Genomic DNA, 15,041 nt, shown 5'->3' on the forward strand with positions numbered 1-15,041 from the left:
AAAGAGGAAGCTATGACAAACGCACGTCATCTTTGGGCCGTCGCCGAAGCATTGCAGCGCGAAGTTCGCCCGTTCGTTACCGACAATGGCGCCCTCGCCACGCTCGACAGCGGCATCCGGGTCCTCACCGCGACGGCGAACGGGCTCGAACGGGGACCATCGGAGTTCCCGGGTTCGCCGAATATATCGGAACTCGCTGACACGGATCGCCTGGGAGGCCCTGCCGAAAATGCGGCGGCCTACCGGACGACTGGCGGGGCCATTGCCGAAGTGGCGCAATGTCTCGACAGGGGTGAGCACATCACCGGATTTCTCGATGCGATAGCGGGCGAACGCAGCCTGCTTGAGTCAGCGGTTGCCCGCATGGACGATGTCGAACGCGCTCAGCCCCAGCAGGCGGATGCCGACAGCGACGCCATCGATCCCAAGAGGTTGGAAGCCTATCTGCGGCAGCGAATGGCACGCGATGCTCTGCGCATCGATTCGTTCAAACTGGTCGTGGGCGGCAGATCGCGCCAGACGGCGCTGATCGGCTTGGCAGATATGGGCGATCTGCCCGCCAGGCTGGTCATCCAGCGCGGCATTCCCAATCTGGCGACCAATGACAGCTTTCTGGATGAGCTGACACAATTCAATCTGCTGGGCCGGTTGCATAGTGCAGGCATGCGCGTCCCGGCGCCTGTTCTGGTCGAAACGGATCCCGTATGGCTGGATGCCCCCTTCATGCTGGTGGAGCATGCACCCGGCGCGACCGTGCAACCGGACTATTGGCTCCCGGTCGCCGACGGCAATGTCGTACTCGATCTGGCACGGCAGATGGCAGTCCTGCACAGGCAGCCGATTGGCGAAGTGGGACAGGGCCTGCGCCCTTCGCGCAATGCGTTCGACAGTGAAAGCTGGAAGAAGGAATTGGAGGAGATGGCCCAGGAATGGCACAGCCTCGCCCGGTGGCCATCAATCACCATGTCGGCGGTGATTTCATGGCTGCGCGCCAATGTCGACTGCATCGAAGGCCAGCAGTCGATCGTGCATAATGACATGATTTTTCACAATATATTGGCGCAGGATGGCAACATCACGGCAGTCCTCGACTGGGAGCAAGCGGCGATCGGTCATCCGGGCGAGGATCTCGGCTATTGTTACCCCATCGTGATTGCCGCAGCAGATTGGGAAAGCTTCATGGCCGCCTATCGCTCTGCCGGCGGACTGGACATTCCACAGCGGCAGATCGACTATTTCGCGCTACGAGGCGGACTAAGGCTCATGAACCTGGTGCTGAAGGGCGGCCGGGACACTTTTGAAAAAGGGCTGAGCAACGACATATTGGTCGCAAGCGCCGGGGCGCATTTCACCCAGCGGCTGATGCATCGCATTGCCGTAGTGCTGCAATCCGTGCTGGAGCGCCCCTAATGTCGCTCATTGAAGGTTTCACGCTCGACGTTCCACAGGTGCAGCTTGACGATCTGCGCAATCGGCTGGAGCGGACGCGCTGGGCCGACGAGGAACCGGTCTCAGGTTGGGAACAGGGGGTGCCTTCAGAGCGATTACGCGCCTTGGCCAATTATTGGCGCACCGATTACGACTGGCGGAAATGCGAGGCGCTGCTGAACGGCCTTGGCCAGTTCCGCACGCGCATTGACGGCATCGACATTCATTTCCTCCACATTCGCTCGCCAGAGCCGGACGCTATACCGCTGCTGCTGACGCACGGCTGGCCCGGTTCGGTGCTGGAGTTCCGCAACGTCGTCGGTCCTCTGACAGACCCGTGCGCCCATGGCGGCGAGGCGTCCGACGCCTTCCACCTCGTTATCCCCTCGCTGCCGGGCTATGGATTGTCCGGTAAGCCTCCGACCACCGGGTGGGGGGTGGAACGGATCGCAAAAGCCTGGGCCGAATTGATTCGGCGATTGGGCTATGACCGCTATGTCGCGCAGGGCGGCGATTGGGGTTCGTTGGTGACGATGTGCCTTGCCGTCGACGCGCCTGCCGAACTGGCCGCCGTACACTTCAACATGCTTTCCATCGTGCCGCCCGATCTGCCGGAAACCCTTGCTCCCGAGGAGCAAGTAGCGCTCGATTCCATGCGACAGTTCAGCGAAGTGGAATCCGCCTATGCGAGGCTTCAGGCGACGAAGCCGCAGACCATCGGCTTTGCGCTGGCGGATTCTCCTATCGGCCAGGCGGCCTGGATCTACGAGAAGCTTCAGCGCTGGTCGGATTGCGACGGCGTACCGGAAAGCGTCTTCTCCCCGGATGAGATGCTGGACAACATCACCCTGTACTGGCTGACGAACAGCGGCGCGTCCTCCGCGCGGCTATATTGGGAAAGCATGCACGGTTTCCGTCCCCGGCATGTCAAGCTGCCCTTGGGCTACAGCCATTTCCCGCGCGAGATCATCTGGCCCGCGCGCGCATGGGCTGAGCGTTATTTCGACAACATCATCCATTGGGAAAATGTCGAAAAAGGTGGTCATTTCGCAGCCTGGGAACAGCCCAGCATTTTCGTGCGCGAAATTCGGGACTGCTTCCGCACCATTCGTGGCTGACGGCATGCGCGGCAGAGCCTGCAAATCAACTCACTGATATCGAGGTCACATCATGGCGTCTGACAACATACTTCCCCTGACCGGCATCAGGGGCATCATCGCCCAAAAGATGAGCGAGAGCCTTCAGAAAACGGCGCAGCTGAGCTTTTTCTGCGACATTGACGCATCCGCGCTGGTCGAGGCACGCAACCGATGGAAAGCGAGCGGGTTGAAACTGGGCTATGAAGATCTGATCATCGCCGCACTGACATCGGCGTTGCGCGACTTCCCCCTGTTCAACGCGGTCGAGACGGAACGGGGAGCCGAACCGCAGGACCAGTTCCACGTCGGCTGCGCGATCGCGCTACCCGGTGCATTGGTTGCGCCCGCCATTTTCGACGTGGGCAGCCTGTCCTTGGCCGACATCGCCCAGCGGCGGGCCGACCTGGTTGCGAGGGCCAAGGTGAACAAGCTCACAATCGCTGAATTGACGGGCGCAACCGTTACCGTGACCAATCTGGGTCTTACGCGGGTCGAACATTTCACGCCGATCCTCAGCTACCCGCAACAGGCGATCATCGGTTTGGGCCGGATGACCGCCAGACCATGGGTCGCGGAAGATGGCGAAACCCTCGTGATCAGGCCTGTCATGGGTCTGTCGTTGACTGTCGATCACCGGATTATCGATGGGGCGCCCGCCGGCGACTTCCTTACACGTCTGGCTCAGGAACTGGAAAGCGGGGCCGCTTTCTCTCCCACGTCGGGCTGATCCAGGGGCGAAAAAAGGGGGCCGCATATCATTGATATGCAGCCCCCGGCGATTTGCTAAGCCATTTCAGTTTATTGATCTGGCTTAGCCCCCTTTCCTTCCTTCCAGATAGAGGTCGAGCTCAGCGTAGAAGTGCTGAATTCGACGCTCCTGTTCGGAAAAAACGATGGTTCCGTTAAGTCCTTTCGACCGCATGCCACGCTGCATCGTCACCATGTTGGCAATGTCTTGCTCGACAACCTCTCCGGCCTGCGGGTTTTCATGGGTCGAGCGACGGATTGGAGGACGGATCTTCCCCGAGACATCGACATCATCCTCTACACCCATGTAAGCGGGCGGGCGGCGGCCTTCGGCTAGCTTGGCGGACAGCACCAACACATCCTGATAGCCCCGTTCGGGGTCGGTCGGATGAGGCCTGAACCGCTGTAGCAATATGCCTTCCGGGTGCATGTTCATCGTCACATTGGGGAACAGCGACGGGTTCCAGTCGTCGGTCAGTTGATTGTCCGTGTAGCCCGAATAGTCCACGCCGAAAGGGTTGTCCTCCTTGCGCTTGGCCTGCTGCAATGCTCTGCGAACGTGACGCGCGTCGCCCTTCAGCGCCGACATCTTGATGCCCGCTTCCTGCAGGAAATAGGCAAGCCCCACATTGACGAAGCGATTGTCCGGCCAGCGCGGGCTGACGGAACCTACCGAAAACAGGTTCCGGTTATGGCCGTTCCGATAGAAGTCGTACTGGACATAATGATCATCGACATAGGGCTTTATCTGAGGATGTGTCGCATGAGCATGATAGGTCTCGTTGAATGCCGAATACATCGTCTTCCAGTTGGCTGGAACATCGATCGTCAAATGCTTGACAACGAACATATCCTGAATCTTGTAAGAGGCCAACATGGGAAGAAGGTCAGCATAATATTCCTCAAACGGCATGGGATCGGGATTCATGCTGACGAAAATCAGGCCGCCCCATTCCCTTACATGTACCGGCGTCAGGTCCAGATTCTGGCATAGCGCTTCTTCCCGGAAAGTCTCCCGATCCGTCACGCGGACATTCTTGCCATTGAGGTTGAACCGCCAGCTGTGCACGATGCAAGTGAAGGACGTGGCGCCATGGCCGAAATCATCCTGCACAAGTTCGTTGCCGCGATGTTTGCAGACATTGTAGAATGCGGCGACACCGTCCTTGTTGCGAACCACGATCATCGACTGCTTGCCAAGGTCGAAGCGGAACCAGTCGCCTACATCGGGAATATCGCTAGAAATTCCCGCGAGCAGCCAGACCTTGCTCCACAGTCGCTCTTCCTCGGCGGCCATGACCGCCGGGTCGATCGACCTGCTTGTCTTCACGGTTCGATAATTCGCGATGTTGGGATGGAGGTCTTCCAGCCGCCACGGCGACTTCTTCTCATAGTCTGCGGTGACTTCTCCCGGCTCCAGGATGAAGCTTTCTGGATCGGACAACTGTTCCTTTATAGGACGATCGTTGAACCGGATTTCTGCGTAGCGAACATTCGCCGCCATTCACCCTACTCCTGACTAACCCCGGATCAGAACTGGACGCGTTTGGTAAAGCCACCATCAATGACGAGATTGGCGCCAGTCACATAGCTGGCGGCCGGGCTTGCCAGGAATGCGATCGACTTCGCCACTTCTTCGGGCGATCCTAGGCGCCCCATGGGGATCTGGGCGACGATACCGTTATAGAGGTCTGGCATCAGCGCCTTTGCGCCTTCCCAATTCCCACCCGGATAGCTGATCGGGCCGGGAGTGACCATGTTCACGCGCACGCCCTTGGCAGCCCAAGCCTGCGACAGCTGCTTGCCATAGGTGATCAACGCTGCCTTGATCGCATTGAACGCCTGCGGCATCAGGAATGTCTCGATGGCCGCCGTGCTCGACATGAAGATGACGGACCCAGCGTGCGACTTTTCGAGATAGGGTTCGAGTGCTTCGCACGCATCCACCGCGCCCAGCATGTCGATGCGGTAGCTTTCGTCCCAGTCCATGGCGCCCTGCGCGCCCGAAGAACTGATCGAATGGATGAAGATGTCGCATCCGCCCAGTTCGTCGGCTAGGCCCGTGAGCATCGCCTTATAACCTTCGCGATCTTCCAGCGTGAATTCCCGCGTGGCGGCCTTGCCGCCCAACTCGCTGTTAAATTCTTCCAGCGCCTCTCCGTTGCGGGAGAAGAGGCCCAGCTGTGCACCTTCCGCAGCGAACAGTTCTGCGGCAGCGCGGCTGATCCCGCGCGTCGCGCCGCCCATGATGACCTTCAATCCTGACAAGCCCAGATCCATGAACTCTCTCCCATTTTTTAGATATGATTGGCGAGGCCGTACGGCCGACCGCTGTTCGCCACCATCGTTACTATGCTAGCATACTATTTTCAATAGATGACATCAGTCATTTTTCCAATAGAGCTGGTCCATGCTCTCGCCTTCGTCAAAACGCGCTTGTATCGCCTTCATGCTGGCGAGGCTGTCAGGATGCGCGAACAAGCCCTGACTGATCTGCTGATCATTCTCGATACCCTGGCTCTGGTTCAGGTCTTCCGCCTCGCCCAGCATCTTCTTCATCCCAGCGACCGATTGCGGCGGCAGCGATGCGATATGCTGGGCAAGCGCCAGTGCTTCCTCTACAGCTTTGCCCTTGGGCACCACGCGATTGACACCGCCGAGTTCATAAAGTCGCTGCGCGGTCAGTGGACGTCCTGTCAGGACGACTTCGGCCGTGACTGTCCGCCCGATCAGCCGCATCAGGCGCGACGTTCCGCCGATCCCCGTTCCAGCGCCGATGGCGACTTCCGGCTGGCTAAAGCGCGCTTGCTCTTCCGCGACGCGCAGATCGCAGCCCCAGCCCAGCTCGCATCCGCCACCTGACGTGTCACCATTGATCGCCGCGATCGTGACCGCTGGCCCGCGATTGAGGAGCTGGAGCGAGCGGAACCAACCCGCCGGATCGCCAGTCGCTGGCTTTCCTTCAACCAGGTTCACGATATCCGCCAGATAGGCATGTTCGAGCCAGTGCCCTTCCATCGAGGATGCAAGCACGATGACGCGCGCCTTCTGTTCAATTGCAGCCTCCAATGCATCCGCAAGCAGGCTTACCGTCGCGCAGGTGGTGAGCTTTCCCGATACGCCGCCATCGCCCACGGTGATCAATGCGATGCCATCACCGGGCCACTGCGTGTCTACATTTCCTGTCACGTGATTCTCTCCTGATGCCGCCGGCGGCACTTGAGGTTCCTGCCGACCATTATTGACAACCGTCACTACAACATGGCGCATAAACATACAAATGTCATTTATTGATGCAGGCGAGCCTCTGTGCAAGGTGGCGATGCAAGGCCGCCGCGACTATCAATGATTCGCGGCTGCACCGCGCGACGCAGGGGAGGATGAGAATGGCGAGAGCCGCCAACAAGATGAGCGAGCCAGCGCAGACCGTTGGGGCGACCGAAGAACGTTCATTCCCGATGTTCAAAAGGACGTTGGCATATCAGGCGCAATTGCTGGCGCGCATCACGCAGGCCGATTATCTTGAACGGATCAGGATGACCGGCATTGCGCCGGCCCAGGCCTATGTCCTTGGCGAATTGTGGCTGGAAGAACCTCTTTCGCAGGTCGAACTGTCCCGCAGGCTGGAGATCGGGAAGGCCACCATCGGCCAGACACTTCAAAGGCTGGAGAAAGCCGGCATAATCGAGCGGCGTCGGGTTGCGGCCGACCGGCGACTGGTCATGGTGCACCTGACTGCAAAAGGCCAGACATTGCATCAGCCATTGAAGAGCGGAGCGATTGAACAGGACGAACTGCTCTTGCGGAAGCTGGGGTCAGAACGCATCGCCATGCTGACGAACCTTCTGGGGGAATCCAATCGACTCTTGTCGGGTAGCTTTTCAGCCGATGCGGAAAGTGCGGGCATGTTGGAGTAGGGTAGCCACCGGACCATTCACATGATGGCCACACGTTAGTATGCTAGCGTTCTAGATTCTGCAATTGGCTGTCGAAGCCGGACAGCCCGAGCATCAATGGGAGAAGACATGAAGTTCGAACATTATGAAGCCCTGGCGTTCGAACGCGAAGGGCGCATTCTTACCATAAGGATGAACCGCCCGGACGTGCTGAATGCCGTCAGTCCCGCCCTTCATGAGGAAATGGCGCGCGTCTTCTTCGACGCTGCGGACGATGCCGACAGCGATATCATCATTCTGACTGGCTCCGGGAGCGCTTTTTCGGCCGGGGGAGACCTCGGATGGCTTGAAGACCAGGCAGCGGGGCGTCGGGAGCCCTTCGTCAATGAGGCGAAAAGCATGCGGCGCATCGTCATGGGCCTACTCGACTGCCCCAAGCCCGTGATTGCCAAAGTGAACGGAGACGCGATCGGCTTTGGCGCGTCGATTGCGCTGCTGTGCGACATCGTCATCGCCGCCGACCACGTCCGGTTCGCCGATCCTCATGTCAAGCTGGGGCTGGTTGCAGGCGACGGGGGCGCCCTGATCTGGCCGCAACTTATCGGTTTCGGCAAGGCAAAACATTATCTGCTGACCGGCGAGGCTATCGGTGCGGTGGAAGCGGAACGATGCAACCTAATCAGTTTCGCCGTCCCCACCGACGAACTCGATGAGTATGTCGCGGAATATGCGACTCGCCTTGCCCGCGGCGCGCAATCAGCGATACGCTACACCAAGTCGGTGACCAACATCGCCCTGCGGCAATTGTTCAGTTCGGTGTTTGAAGCCGGCGTCGCTTATGAAGGACTGGCGACCTATACCGCTGATTTCGGCGAAGCATTGAACGCCATCCGCGAAAAGCGGCACCCATCCTTCACCGGCCGCTGAGTAACGCTGACTGTGATTTGCATCTTGCGCTCCCGCCCATTAGGTATGTATGCATACCATATTATTACATACTAAACAGCATTGGGTTTAAACCGATGGATCCCGCCTACAGTGAAGAGGATAAGGCGTTCAGAGCCGAAATCCGGGAGTTTGTAGAAGCCAGCCTTCCAGCAGACCTCGCCCGGCGCGGCCGCCACGACTTTCATCCCCACCGCGAAGATCAGGCGGCATGGACTCGTATTCTCGCCGAGCGGGGATGGTCTATGCCGCACTGGCCCGCAGCACACGGCGGGCCTGGGTGGAGCGCGGTTCAGCGCTTCATCTTCGAGGATGAGATGCGCAGGGCTTACGCCCCCACGGCCGACCGCATCGGCGCCGAACTGGTCGCGCCGGTTATCTACACATTCGGTTCGGAAGAACAGCGGCAAACCTATCTGCCAGCCATAAGGCTGGGCGAGACATTCTGGGCGCAGGGATTTTCCGAACCAGGCGCTGGCTCGGACCTATCCTCGCTGCGCACGCGCGCCGTGAGAGACGGTGACCATTATATCGTCAATGGACAAAAGACCTGGACCACCGAAGGGCACCATGCCGACATGATGTTCATGCTCGTGCGGTCCAACCCCGACGTGAAGCCCCAGGCAGGTATATCGTCGCTGGTCGTGGACCTGAAGACGCCCGGCATCACCCGCCGCCCGATCTGGACATTGGACGAGGGGCTGACGGTCAACGAATTCTTCTTCGACGATGTGCGCGTTCCGGTGGAAAACCTGATCGGAGAGGAGGGCCAGGGCTGGACTCACGCCAAGTTCCTGCTGGGGAACGAACGCACCAACAGCGCAGAGGTCCCGCACACTCGGCGAGACATCGCCCAGTTGCGCGAGATCGCCCGGATCGAAACGAAGAATGGCCGCCCACTGATCGAAGATCCGGTGTTTCGCGCGAAACTGGCGCGTATCGAAGTCGACACGAAGTCGCTGGAATATGCGGTGTTGCGTGCCCTCACCTCCGACAATCACGGCAGCGCGTCCGTCGCGTCGCTGGTCAAGGTTCGCGGATCGGAACTGCGACAGCGCGTCGCTGATCTCGCCGCCGAAGCCCTGGGTGACTATGGCATGGCCGTCAGCACCGATGGCAATGCCGAACATCGCCTTTCCGATAAGGACGAGAGTGGCAGTCCCATCCCCGAGCATGGCATCGGCGTCGCGGCCAAGGCGATGTTCCGCCGCGCCACCACTATCTATGGCGGGGCAAACGAAATTCAGCGCACCCTGATCGCCAAGACCGTCCTGGAGCTGTGACATCATGGATTTCAACTATACAGCTGAGCAGGACGCTCTGCGCGACAGCGTCAAGCGCTTCGTCGAACGGGAATATGACTGGGACAAGCGGTTCGCTATCATCCGGTCAGCGGATGGCGTCGCGCCGGATCATTGGGGCGCCTTCGCCGAATTGGGCTGGTTGGGCGCGGGCCTTGCGGAAGAGGCAGGCGGATTTGGCGGAGGCCCGATAGAAAATGCGCTGATAGCCGAAGAATTGGGGCGCGGCCTGGTGACCGAACCCTTTATCGGGCATGTTCTCGCCAGCCAGTTGCTGGCCGCCGTCGGATCGGACAGCGCCAGCACCCTTCTGACAAACCTGATCATGGGCGAGCAGCGGGCCGCCGCGGCATTGCAGGAGCCGGTTGGGCGCGGCGATTGGCGGATTGTCGAAGTGCGCGCGGAAGGTTCGGGCTCGTCGCGGCTCCTTACGGGCGTCAAATCTCTGGTCGAGGCCGCGAGGCAGGCGGACATGTTCCTTGTGACCGCTCGGCAGGACGATCGAATCGGCATTTACCTCGTCAGCCAAAGACAGGTTGGTCTGGAACTTCGTCCCTATCGTACGCTCGACAATCGCCGGGTCTGCGACCTTCATCTGAATGACGCATCGGCGGAGTTGCTCATGGAAGGCGAGGACGCCGAACGCGCGATCGCCTTGGCCGCGGATCATGCCATCATCGCGCTATGCGGCGAGGCGCTCGGCATCATGGACACCGCGCTCTGGACGACGCGGGATTATCTCAAGGTCCGCAAGCAGTTCGGCACGACGCTCAGCAATTTCCAGGCTCTTCAGCATCGCATGGCGGACATGTTGATCGAGGTGGAGATGACCCGATCCGCTCTCTTCAACGCTTTGGGCGCCATGCAGCAGGAGGAGGCGGTCAGGACCGCCGCCGTGTCAGCTGCCAAGGTTCAGGCGTCGAACGCAGGGCTGTTCGTCGGCCAGCAGGCCATCCAGCTTCATGGTGGCATCGGCGTGACCGAAGAACTGAACATCAGCCACCATTATCGCCGTCTCTTCGTCATCGCGCGCCAGTTTGGCGACGCCGACATGCACCTTGCGCGCTTCGCCCGTGCGACGGACGAGGTAGAAAGTCGCTAATCAGCAGGGCGGCCTACACCGCGAAACAGGGCAACATCCTGATTGCCCGCTTCGCGCAGCGTGACCAGCCCCATTTCCTCGATCAGCCACGCGCCTTCCGACAGCTTGAAACCATAAGATACCAAGCCCCATAGTTCATGAAGCGACGGTGCCAGCTCCGCGCAACTGGCCCAGCCATGGCGCTTCGCTCGCAAGCTCGCATGGTCGGCCGTCACCGTGACGATCGGGTTAAGCAGCGTGTGGCAGGACAGCTTCGCCGGGGGATTGAGCGAGGCTATGCCTGCCACCAGTTCGTCCACCGGCACCAGCGCAGCCTCATCACCGACAAGCACGCCGATTCTGACCGTGACCATGGGCATGAAACTATGTCTTACGCGCAGCCAATCTTTAGCATCGACCGCTTCATCGAGCACATATGCGGCTCTCAGCACTGCTTCGACAGAAGCGGCATCGGTCATGACGCGTCCGATGGAATGCGCCCCCCCCAGCGGATCGCCCGGCGGATGATTTCCAGAAAGACATGGTTGCCCCAAGGCCCCACTTGCGGTTCGATCTCCGCGATAAATGGCTGCAGGTCATATCGTCCACAGCTGTGGCCCGGAGCCAGAAACAGTGCCTCGCCTGCGCCATGACGATGGAGCACCGCCTGCGGACGCGGCAGGTCTTCCAGCCAGGGCCCTTTCACGTAACCGGGCGCGTCGCCGGTATAGCGAGATTCAAGCAGGATCTCGCTCTCCCCGCGCAATTCCAGGATATAGGGTTCGTCCACTACCTCGAACGGCGGCAGGCCCGCCACGATCGGATGATCGGACACCGAACGCACGGTAAAGGGCTGGAGCGCGAGATGCGATATGAAGCGGCAGCCCAGCAAATCCATATAGGCGGGATGGCGATCCGGCGTGTCGGTAAGGCCCGGCAGCTTGATGCCGCCAATCTCCACCTCCGGGCCGGAAAACTCAATATAGGCGGCGCTGCCATGGATGGCGAGCCAGCGTCCGCCGCGCGCCAGGAACCGTTCCAGTTCCGCCAGAGCTTCGCCTTCGGGGAAGATATTGGTGGTGTAGGTCAGCAGAAAATCAGCGGCCTTCAATGCGTCCAGATCGTGGAAGCCGTTGGTACACGTCGTCCTGATCCGTTCATCCGCTCCAAGCGCCTCCAGCAGGCGGCGGCGCACCATGTCGAAGTCGTGGAAATTGCCACCGACCAAAAGCAATGCCCGCACGGTGCCGCTTGACCGTTCATCCCCATTGCTTTTCCCCTTAGTCACAGCCTCAGTTCCAATTCGCCTGTCCGCCATCCACTGGTATCGTGGCGCCGGTGATGTAGGCGGCCTCGTCGCTCGCGAGGAAGAGGACGGCGCGCCCGATATCCGCCTGGGGATCACCGATCCGCCGCATCGGAATGGTGGAAAGATAGGCGTCCGGTCCTTCAGGCTTGGCGTCCAGCCAGGCCAGCATGGCCGGTGATCCTGCCAGCGGTGCGATGTTGTTGACGCGGATGCCGTCTGGCCCCCATTCGGATGCCGCCGCGCGCGTAATCGCGCCGATCGCCTGCTTGGCGGCAGAGTAGGCGGCGGTGCCGCTCGTATCCCAGTTGATTGCGGTGGAAGAGACGATGTTGATGATCGCCCCGCCCCCGCGCTGCTTAATATAGGGATGCGCCGCCTTCATCATGCGGAAGGCGGCGAATGGGCCGCTCTCGAAGGTCAGCAGCAACCCTTCATCGTCAATGTCGAGCAATGGTGCGAGCACTGCCTGTTGCGCGCTGTTGACTAGAATATCGATGCCCCCGTAACGATCGGCGGCATAGGTTATGAGGGCATCGATGTCGGCCGCATGCCTGACATCGGCCGGGTGAGCCACATCCGCTTCGCCGCCTGCGGCCTCTATCTCGGCCCGCACGGCCTGCAGCTTGGCTGTCGTGCGGCCCACCAATATCACCAGCGCTCCGCCTGCCGCCAAAGCCAGCGCGATGCCGCGCCCGACGCCCTGCCCCGCGCCCGTGACGAGCGCGACCTTGCCATTGATATTCATGAGGCTTGCCCTTCCTTTTCAAACCAGCGCTGATGCAGGAAGGACAAGGACTGGCCCGCAATGCGCCACATGCCTCCTTCCTTGCGATAGATGTCTGCATAATGGCCATATGCCTGCCGGATGAGGCCATGCGGCGGCGTGAGGCCGAAGAAGATGTCTTCCATGGGCCAAATCGCCTTTGCGCTGTCGCCGTCCACCTCGATTTCCGCCGTAAATCCGTGGTGAATGCTGATGACCGGGCTGAGCGCCTGTGTGATGAAGGCGACCATGGCGGCGCGGCCGCGCACCACGGCGGCCTGATGGCCCTGAAATAGCGCGGCCAGTTGCACGGGTGCCAGAATGCTTCCATCCGAACCGCGATTGACGATGCCATCCAGGTCGAAATATGCGTCTTCGCTCAGGATGCTGTTCAGTTCCTCGAAGCATTTTGTATCGATGATCCTGAAATATCGGGCTTTCAAATTACGGATTTCCTCGACAGCCGATTCTTCTGCGGACATGGCGCCCTCCTTATTCTTGGACTTGCCCCGCTGTTTCTCGTCACCCATCAATATTGCGCCGATTGCCCGCCATCGATCGGGATGACAGCACCGTTTACGAAAGATGAGTCGGGGGACAGGAGGAAGGCGACCACCGCTGCCACTTCCTCTGGAGTCCCCATGCGGCGCGCCGGATTATGCGCGACGAACTGCTCGGCCGCTTCTTCCCAGTCATTCGGATTTACCTGCCGCAGCGATGCCTCGACCAAGGGCGTCAGGATTGCGCCGGGAGCCACCGCGTTGATGCCGATGCCCAGCGCACCATATTCCAGAGCCGCATTGCGGGTCAGTCCCACGATAGCATGCTTGCTGGCCGTGTAACCCGCCTGCCGCCCTGCACCACGAATGCCGAGCGCAGACGCGGTATTGACGATTCGGCCATGGCCTTGCCCCGCCATCACCTTCAGGACATATTTGAGGCCCAGCAGGACGCCTTTGGCATTGACCGTCATGATATGATCGAAAAATTCGGTATCGACGTCCTCTGTCATTACCTGCCGGTCTTCGATGCCGGCATTATTGAAGAAGCCATCGACCGCCCCGAACCGGGTCTTGGTCGTCTCCACATAGGCGCTGACCTGATCCTCCTGCGAGACATCGGCTTGCGTCAGAAGTATCTCCGCCTCCGGGCAAAGCTCCAAGACTGCCGCCTTCGTTTCTTCCAGGCGGGGGACGTTCACATCGACCAGAGCCAGCCTTGCACCCTCTTGAGCGCAGTGGATGGACGCTGCGCGGCCAAGACCCGAACCGGCACCGGTGATGATGATGACCTTTCGCTCCAACCTTGCCATTGCTGCCTCTCCTGCAGATTTTAAGAGACATCTGTCATTTTCGTTGCTGACACATTGTCATGACACCGACAGATGTTGCATAAACGATCTAAAGCGTATAGTACGCATACGGATTAGATCCGTAAAGAGGCTAAGACCGGATGAGGCCCGAGTGATGGTCTGTCCGGCAGCCCCCAACGACTGATTCCCAGGTAAGCAAGGAAGAGGGCATGAGTTTTCTAGAAGGCAGAGTGGCGATCGTGACTGGCGGCGGGCGTGGTGTCGGCCGCACCTATGCGCTCAAGCTTGCGCAGCATGGGGCGAAGGTGGTGGTGAACGATCTGGGCGGGGACGCAGCGGGTGTGGGTGGCGAAGACCTGACACCCGCGCAGGAGGTTGTGAACGAAATCAAGGCGCTGGGCGGCGAAGCCGTCGTCAATGGCGGCGACGTTTCCAACTGGGACAATGCCCGCGACATGGTCAATCAGGCCGTAGAAACCTTCGGCCGTCTTGACATCCTCATCAACAATGCGGGCATCTTGCGTGACCGCATGCTGGTTAACATGACCGAGGAGGAGTGGGACATCGTCGTCAAGGTGCACCTGAAGGGCACCTTCGCCCCCACGCATCATGCCGCCAATTACTGGCGCACCGAAAGCAAGGCGGGGCGCCAGCCGGACGCGCGCGTGATTAACACAACCTCGCACTCTGCTCTATTCGCGAATATCGGCCAGGCGAACTATGCCGCGGCCAAAGGTGGTATCGCCAGCTTCAGCCAGGTTGCCGCTCGCGAATTGCAGAGGATCGGCGTCACAGTGAATGCCATAGCGCCGCGCGCGGAAACCCGCATGACAGCCGGGCTTCGCGAATGGACGCCCGAGCAGTTGGAACGTCGTGATCCTGAATGGATCGCAGGCTTCGTCGCCTGGCTCGCCAGTCCTGAGGCCAGCCATGTGAGCGGCCGCGTCTTCGAAGTCTGGGGTTATGGGATCACGGTGGCGGAAAGCTGGCAGCATGGACCCGGCTGCGAAGCGTCGAAGGACCCGACGGTGCTCGGCGAGCGCGTCTCGAAGATCCTGAAATTCGCGCGTTCCAATGCGGGGATCAACCCGGGTGAATGGTTGGATCCCTGATAACAGGC

Annotated in this window: 16 protein-coding genes; 8 read left to right on the top strand and 8 right to left on the bottom strand. The window is 60.1% G+C overall.

The annotated features are described in order from the left end of the window. Window positions 1-12 precede the first annotated feature (12 nt). Genes MU848_RS00495 through MU848_RS00505 form a run of 3 tightly spaced genes read left to right on the top strand, consistent with a single transcriptional unit; the run spans window position 13 to window position 3,294 of the window. Window positions 13-1,410: a phosphotransferase family protein gene (locus MU848_RS00495; protein WP_247229481.1), complete on the top strand. Its 1,398-nt coding sequence runs from the start codon at window positions 13-15 to the stop codon at window positions 1,408-1,410. Beyond that, window positions 1,410-2,546 (top strand): epoxide hydrolase family protein, encoded by a 1,137-nt coding sequence (locus tag MU848_RS00500; RefSeq protein WP_247229483.1) that lies wholly within the window; start codon window positions 1,410-1,412, stop codon window positions 2,544-2,546. Before MU848_RS00495 ends, MU848_RS00500 begins: the two co-directional genes overlap by 1 nt. A gap of 52 nt (window positions 2,547-2,598) precedes the next feature. Continuing rightward, the gene (locus MU848_RS00505; RefSeq protein WP_247229485.1) at window positions 2,599-3,294 is read left to right on the top strand and encodes a 2-oxo acid dehydrogenase subunit E2; all 696 of its coding nucleotides are present in this window, start codon (window positions 2,599-2,601) and stop codon (window positions 3,292-3,294) included. Between the two features lie 84 nt (window positions 3,295-3,378). Here MU848_RS00505 and MU848_RS00510 read toward each other — a convergent pair whose 3' ends face one another. The 3 genes from MU848_RS00510 to MU848_RS00520 form a co-directional block, all read right to left on the bottom strand. After that, window positions 3,379-4,818 carry an aromatic ring-hydroxylating oxygenase subunit alpha gene (locus MU848_RS00510; RefSeq protein WP_201516623.1) on the bottom strand — a complete coding sequence of 480 codons (1,440 nt, stop codon included), beginning with the start codon at window positions 4,816-4,818 and terminating at the stop codon, window positions 3,379-3,381. Window positions 4,819-4,844: 26 nt separating this feature from the next. Beyond that, window positions 4,845-5,594, bottom strand: coding sequence for an SDR family NAD(P)-dependent oxidoreductase (locus tag MU848_RS00515; protein ID WP_201516624.1), 750 nt, complete (start codon window positions 5,592-5,594; stop codon window positions 4,845-4,847). Between the two features lie 102 nt (window positions 5,595-5,696). Continuing rightward, window positions 5,697-6,503 carry an enoyl-CoA hydratase/isomerase family protein gene (locus MU848_RS00520; RefSeq protein ID WP_247229487.1) on the bottom strand — a complete coding sequence of 269 codons (807 nt, stop codon included), beginning with the start codon at window positions 6,501-6,503 and terminating at the stop codon, window positions 5,697-5,699. 197 nt (window positions 6,504-6,700) lie between these two features. Between MU848_RS00520 and MU848_RS00525 the strand changes: the two genes are divergently transcribed. From MU848_RS00525 to MU848_RS00540, 4 genes are all read left to right on the top strand, one after another. Next, window positions 6,701-7,231, top strand: a complete 531-nt coding sequence (locus MU848_RS00525; RefSeq protein WP_247229490.1) for a MarR family winged helix-turn-helix transcriptional regulator — start codon at window positions 6,701-6,703, stop codon at window positions 7,229-7,231. Between the two features lie 108 nt (window positions 7,232-7,339). Next, window positions 7,340-8,137, top strand: a complete 798-nt coding sequence (locus tag MU848_RS00530; RefSeq protein WP_201516627.1) for an enoyl-CoA hydratase-related protein — start codon at window positions 7,340-7,342, stop codon at window positions 8,135-8,137. Between the two features lie 95 nt (window positions 8,138-8,232). Next, a complete protein-coding gene (locus MU848_RS00535; protein ID WP_201516628.1) occupies window positions 8,233-9,438 on the top strand; it encodes an acyl-CoA dehydrogenase family protein in 1,206 nt (401 codons plus the stop codon). Window positions 9,439-9,442: 4 nt separating this feature from the next. Next, entirely contained in the window at window positions 9,443-10,558 is a 1,116-nt protein-coding gene (locus MU848_RS00540; RefSeq protein WP_247229492.1) for an acyl-CoA dehydrogenase family protein, read from the top strand. On the opposite strand, the gene MU848_RS00545 is transcribed toward MU848_RS00540, so the two are convergent. From MU848_RS00545 to MU848_RS00565, 5 genes are read right to left on the bottom strand one after another with little or no spacing between them, the layout of a single operon-like run. Continuing rightward, window positions 10,555-11,016 (bottom strand): nuclear transport factor 2 family protein, encoded by a 462-nt coding sequence (locus tag MU848_RS00545; protein WP_247229494.1) that lies wholly within the window; start codon window positions 11,014-11,016, stop codon window positions 10,555-10,557. The two genes, MU848_RS00540 and MU848_RS00545, sit on opposite strands and share 4 nt — an antisense overlap. Next, window positions 11,013-11,825: a ThuA domain-containing protein gene (locus tag MU848_RS00550; protein ID WP_247229496.1), complete on the bottom strand. Its 813-nt coding sequence runs from the start codon at window positions 11,823-11,825 to the stop codon at window positions 11,013-11,015. Before MU848_RS00550 ends, MU848_RS00545 begins: the two co-directional genes overlap by 4 nt. A gap of 4 nt (window positions 11,826-11,829) precedes the next feature. Continuing rightward, window positions 11,830-12,591, bottom strand: a complete 762-nt coding sequence (locus MU848_RS00555; RefSeq protein ID WP_247229499.1) for an SDR family NAD(P)-dependent oxidoreductase — start codon at window positions 12,589-12,591, stop codon at window positions 11,830-11,832. After that, a complete protein-coding gene (locus tag MU848_RS00560; protein ID WP_247229501.1) occupies window positions 12,588-13,091 on the bottom strand; it encodes a nuclear transport factor 2 family protein in 504 nt (167 codons plus the stop codon). Before MU848_RS00560 ends, MU848_RS00555 begins: the two co-directional genes overlap by 4 nt. Window positions 13,092-13,138: 47 nt before the next feature. Then, window positions 13,139-13,921 (bottom strand): SDR family oxidoreductase, encoded by a 783-nt coding sequence (locus MU848_RS00565; RefSeq protein WP_247229503.1) that lies wholly within the window; start codon window positions 13,919-13,921, stop codon window positions 13,139-13,141. Between the two features lie 209 nt (window positions 13,922-14,130). Between MU848_RS00565 and MU848_RS00570 the strand changes: the two genes are divergently transcribed. Continuing rightward, a complete protein-coding gene (locus MU848_RS00570) occupies window positions 14,131-15,033 on the top strand; it encodes an SDR family NAD(P)-dependent oxidoreductase (RefSeq protein ID WP_247229505.1) in 903 nt (300 codons plus the stop codon). Window positions 15,034-15,041 lie beyond the last annotated feature (8 nt).

The sequence above is a fragment of the Sphingobium agri genome (assembly GCF_023051225.1).
Taxonomy (GTDB): Bacteria; Pseudomonadota; Alphaproteobacteria; order Sphingomonadales; family Sphingomonadaceae; genus Sphingobium; species Sphingobium agri.

Excerpts from the sequence above, each read along its gene's own strand:
- MU848_RS00515 (WP_201516624.1), bottom strand. The coding sequence starts at position 5,594 with ATGGATCTGGGCTTGTCAGGATTGAAGGTCATCATGGGCGGCGCGACG.
- MU848_RS00545 (WP_247229494.1), bottom strand. The coding sequence starts at position 11,016 with ATGACCGATGCCGCTTCTGTCGAAGCAGTGCTGAGAGCCGCATATGTG.
- MU848_RS00505 (WP_247229485.1), top strand. The coding sequence starts at position 2,599 with ATGGCGTCTGACAACATACTTCCCCTGACCGGCATCAGGGGCATCATC.
- MU848_RS00540 (WP_247229492.1), top strand. The coding sequence starts at position 9,443 with ATGGATTTCAACTATACAGCTGAGCAGGACGCTCTGCGCGACAGCGTC.
- MU848_RS00495 (WP_247229481.1), top strand. The coding sequence starts at position 13 with ATGACAAACGCACGTCATCTTTGGGCCGTCGCCGAAGCATTGCAGCGC.
- MU848_RS00525 (WP_247229490.1), top strand. The coding sequence starts at position 6,701 with ATGGCGAGAGCCGCCAACAAGATGAGCGAGCCAGCGCAGACCGTTGGG.
- MU848_RS00500 (WP_247229483.1), top strand. The coding sequence starts at position 1,410 with ATGTCGCTCATTGAAGGTTTCACGCTCGACGTTCCACAGGTGCAGCTT.
- MU848_RS00555 (WP_247229499.1), bottom strand. The coding sequence starts at position 12,591 with ATGAATATCAATGGCAAGGTCGCGCTCGTCACGGGCGCGGGGCAGGGC.
- MU848_RS00510 (WP_201516623.1), bottom strand. The coding sequence starts at position 4,818 with ATGGCGGCGAATGTTCGCTACGCAGAAATCCGGTTCAACGATCGTCCT.
- MU848_RS00530 (WP_201516627.1), top strand. The coding sequence starts at position 7,340 with ATGAAGTTCGAACATTATGAAGCCCTGGCGTTCGAACGCGAAGGGCGC.
- MU848_RS00535 (WP_201516628.1), top strand. The coding sequence starts at position 8,233 with ATGGATCCCGCCTACAGTGAAGAGGATAAGGCGTTCAGAGCCGAAATC.
- MU848_RS00560 (WP_247229501.1), bottom strand. The coding sequence starts at position 13,091 with ATGTCCGCAGAAGAATCGGCTGTCGAGGAAATCCGTAATTTGAAAGCC.
- MU848_RS00565 (WP_247229503.1), bottom strand. The coding sequence starts at position 13,921 with ATGGCAAGGTTGGAGCGAAAGGTCATCATCATCACCGGTGCCGGTTCG.
- MU848_RS00570 (WP_247229505.1), top strand. The coding sequence starts at position 14,131 with ATGAGTTTTCTAGAAGGCAGAGTGGCGATCGTGACTGGCGGCGGGCGT.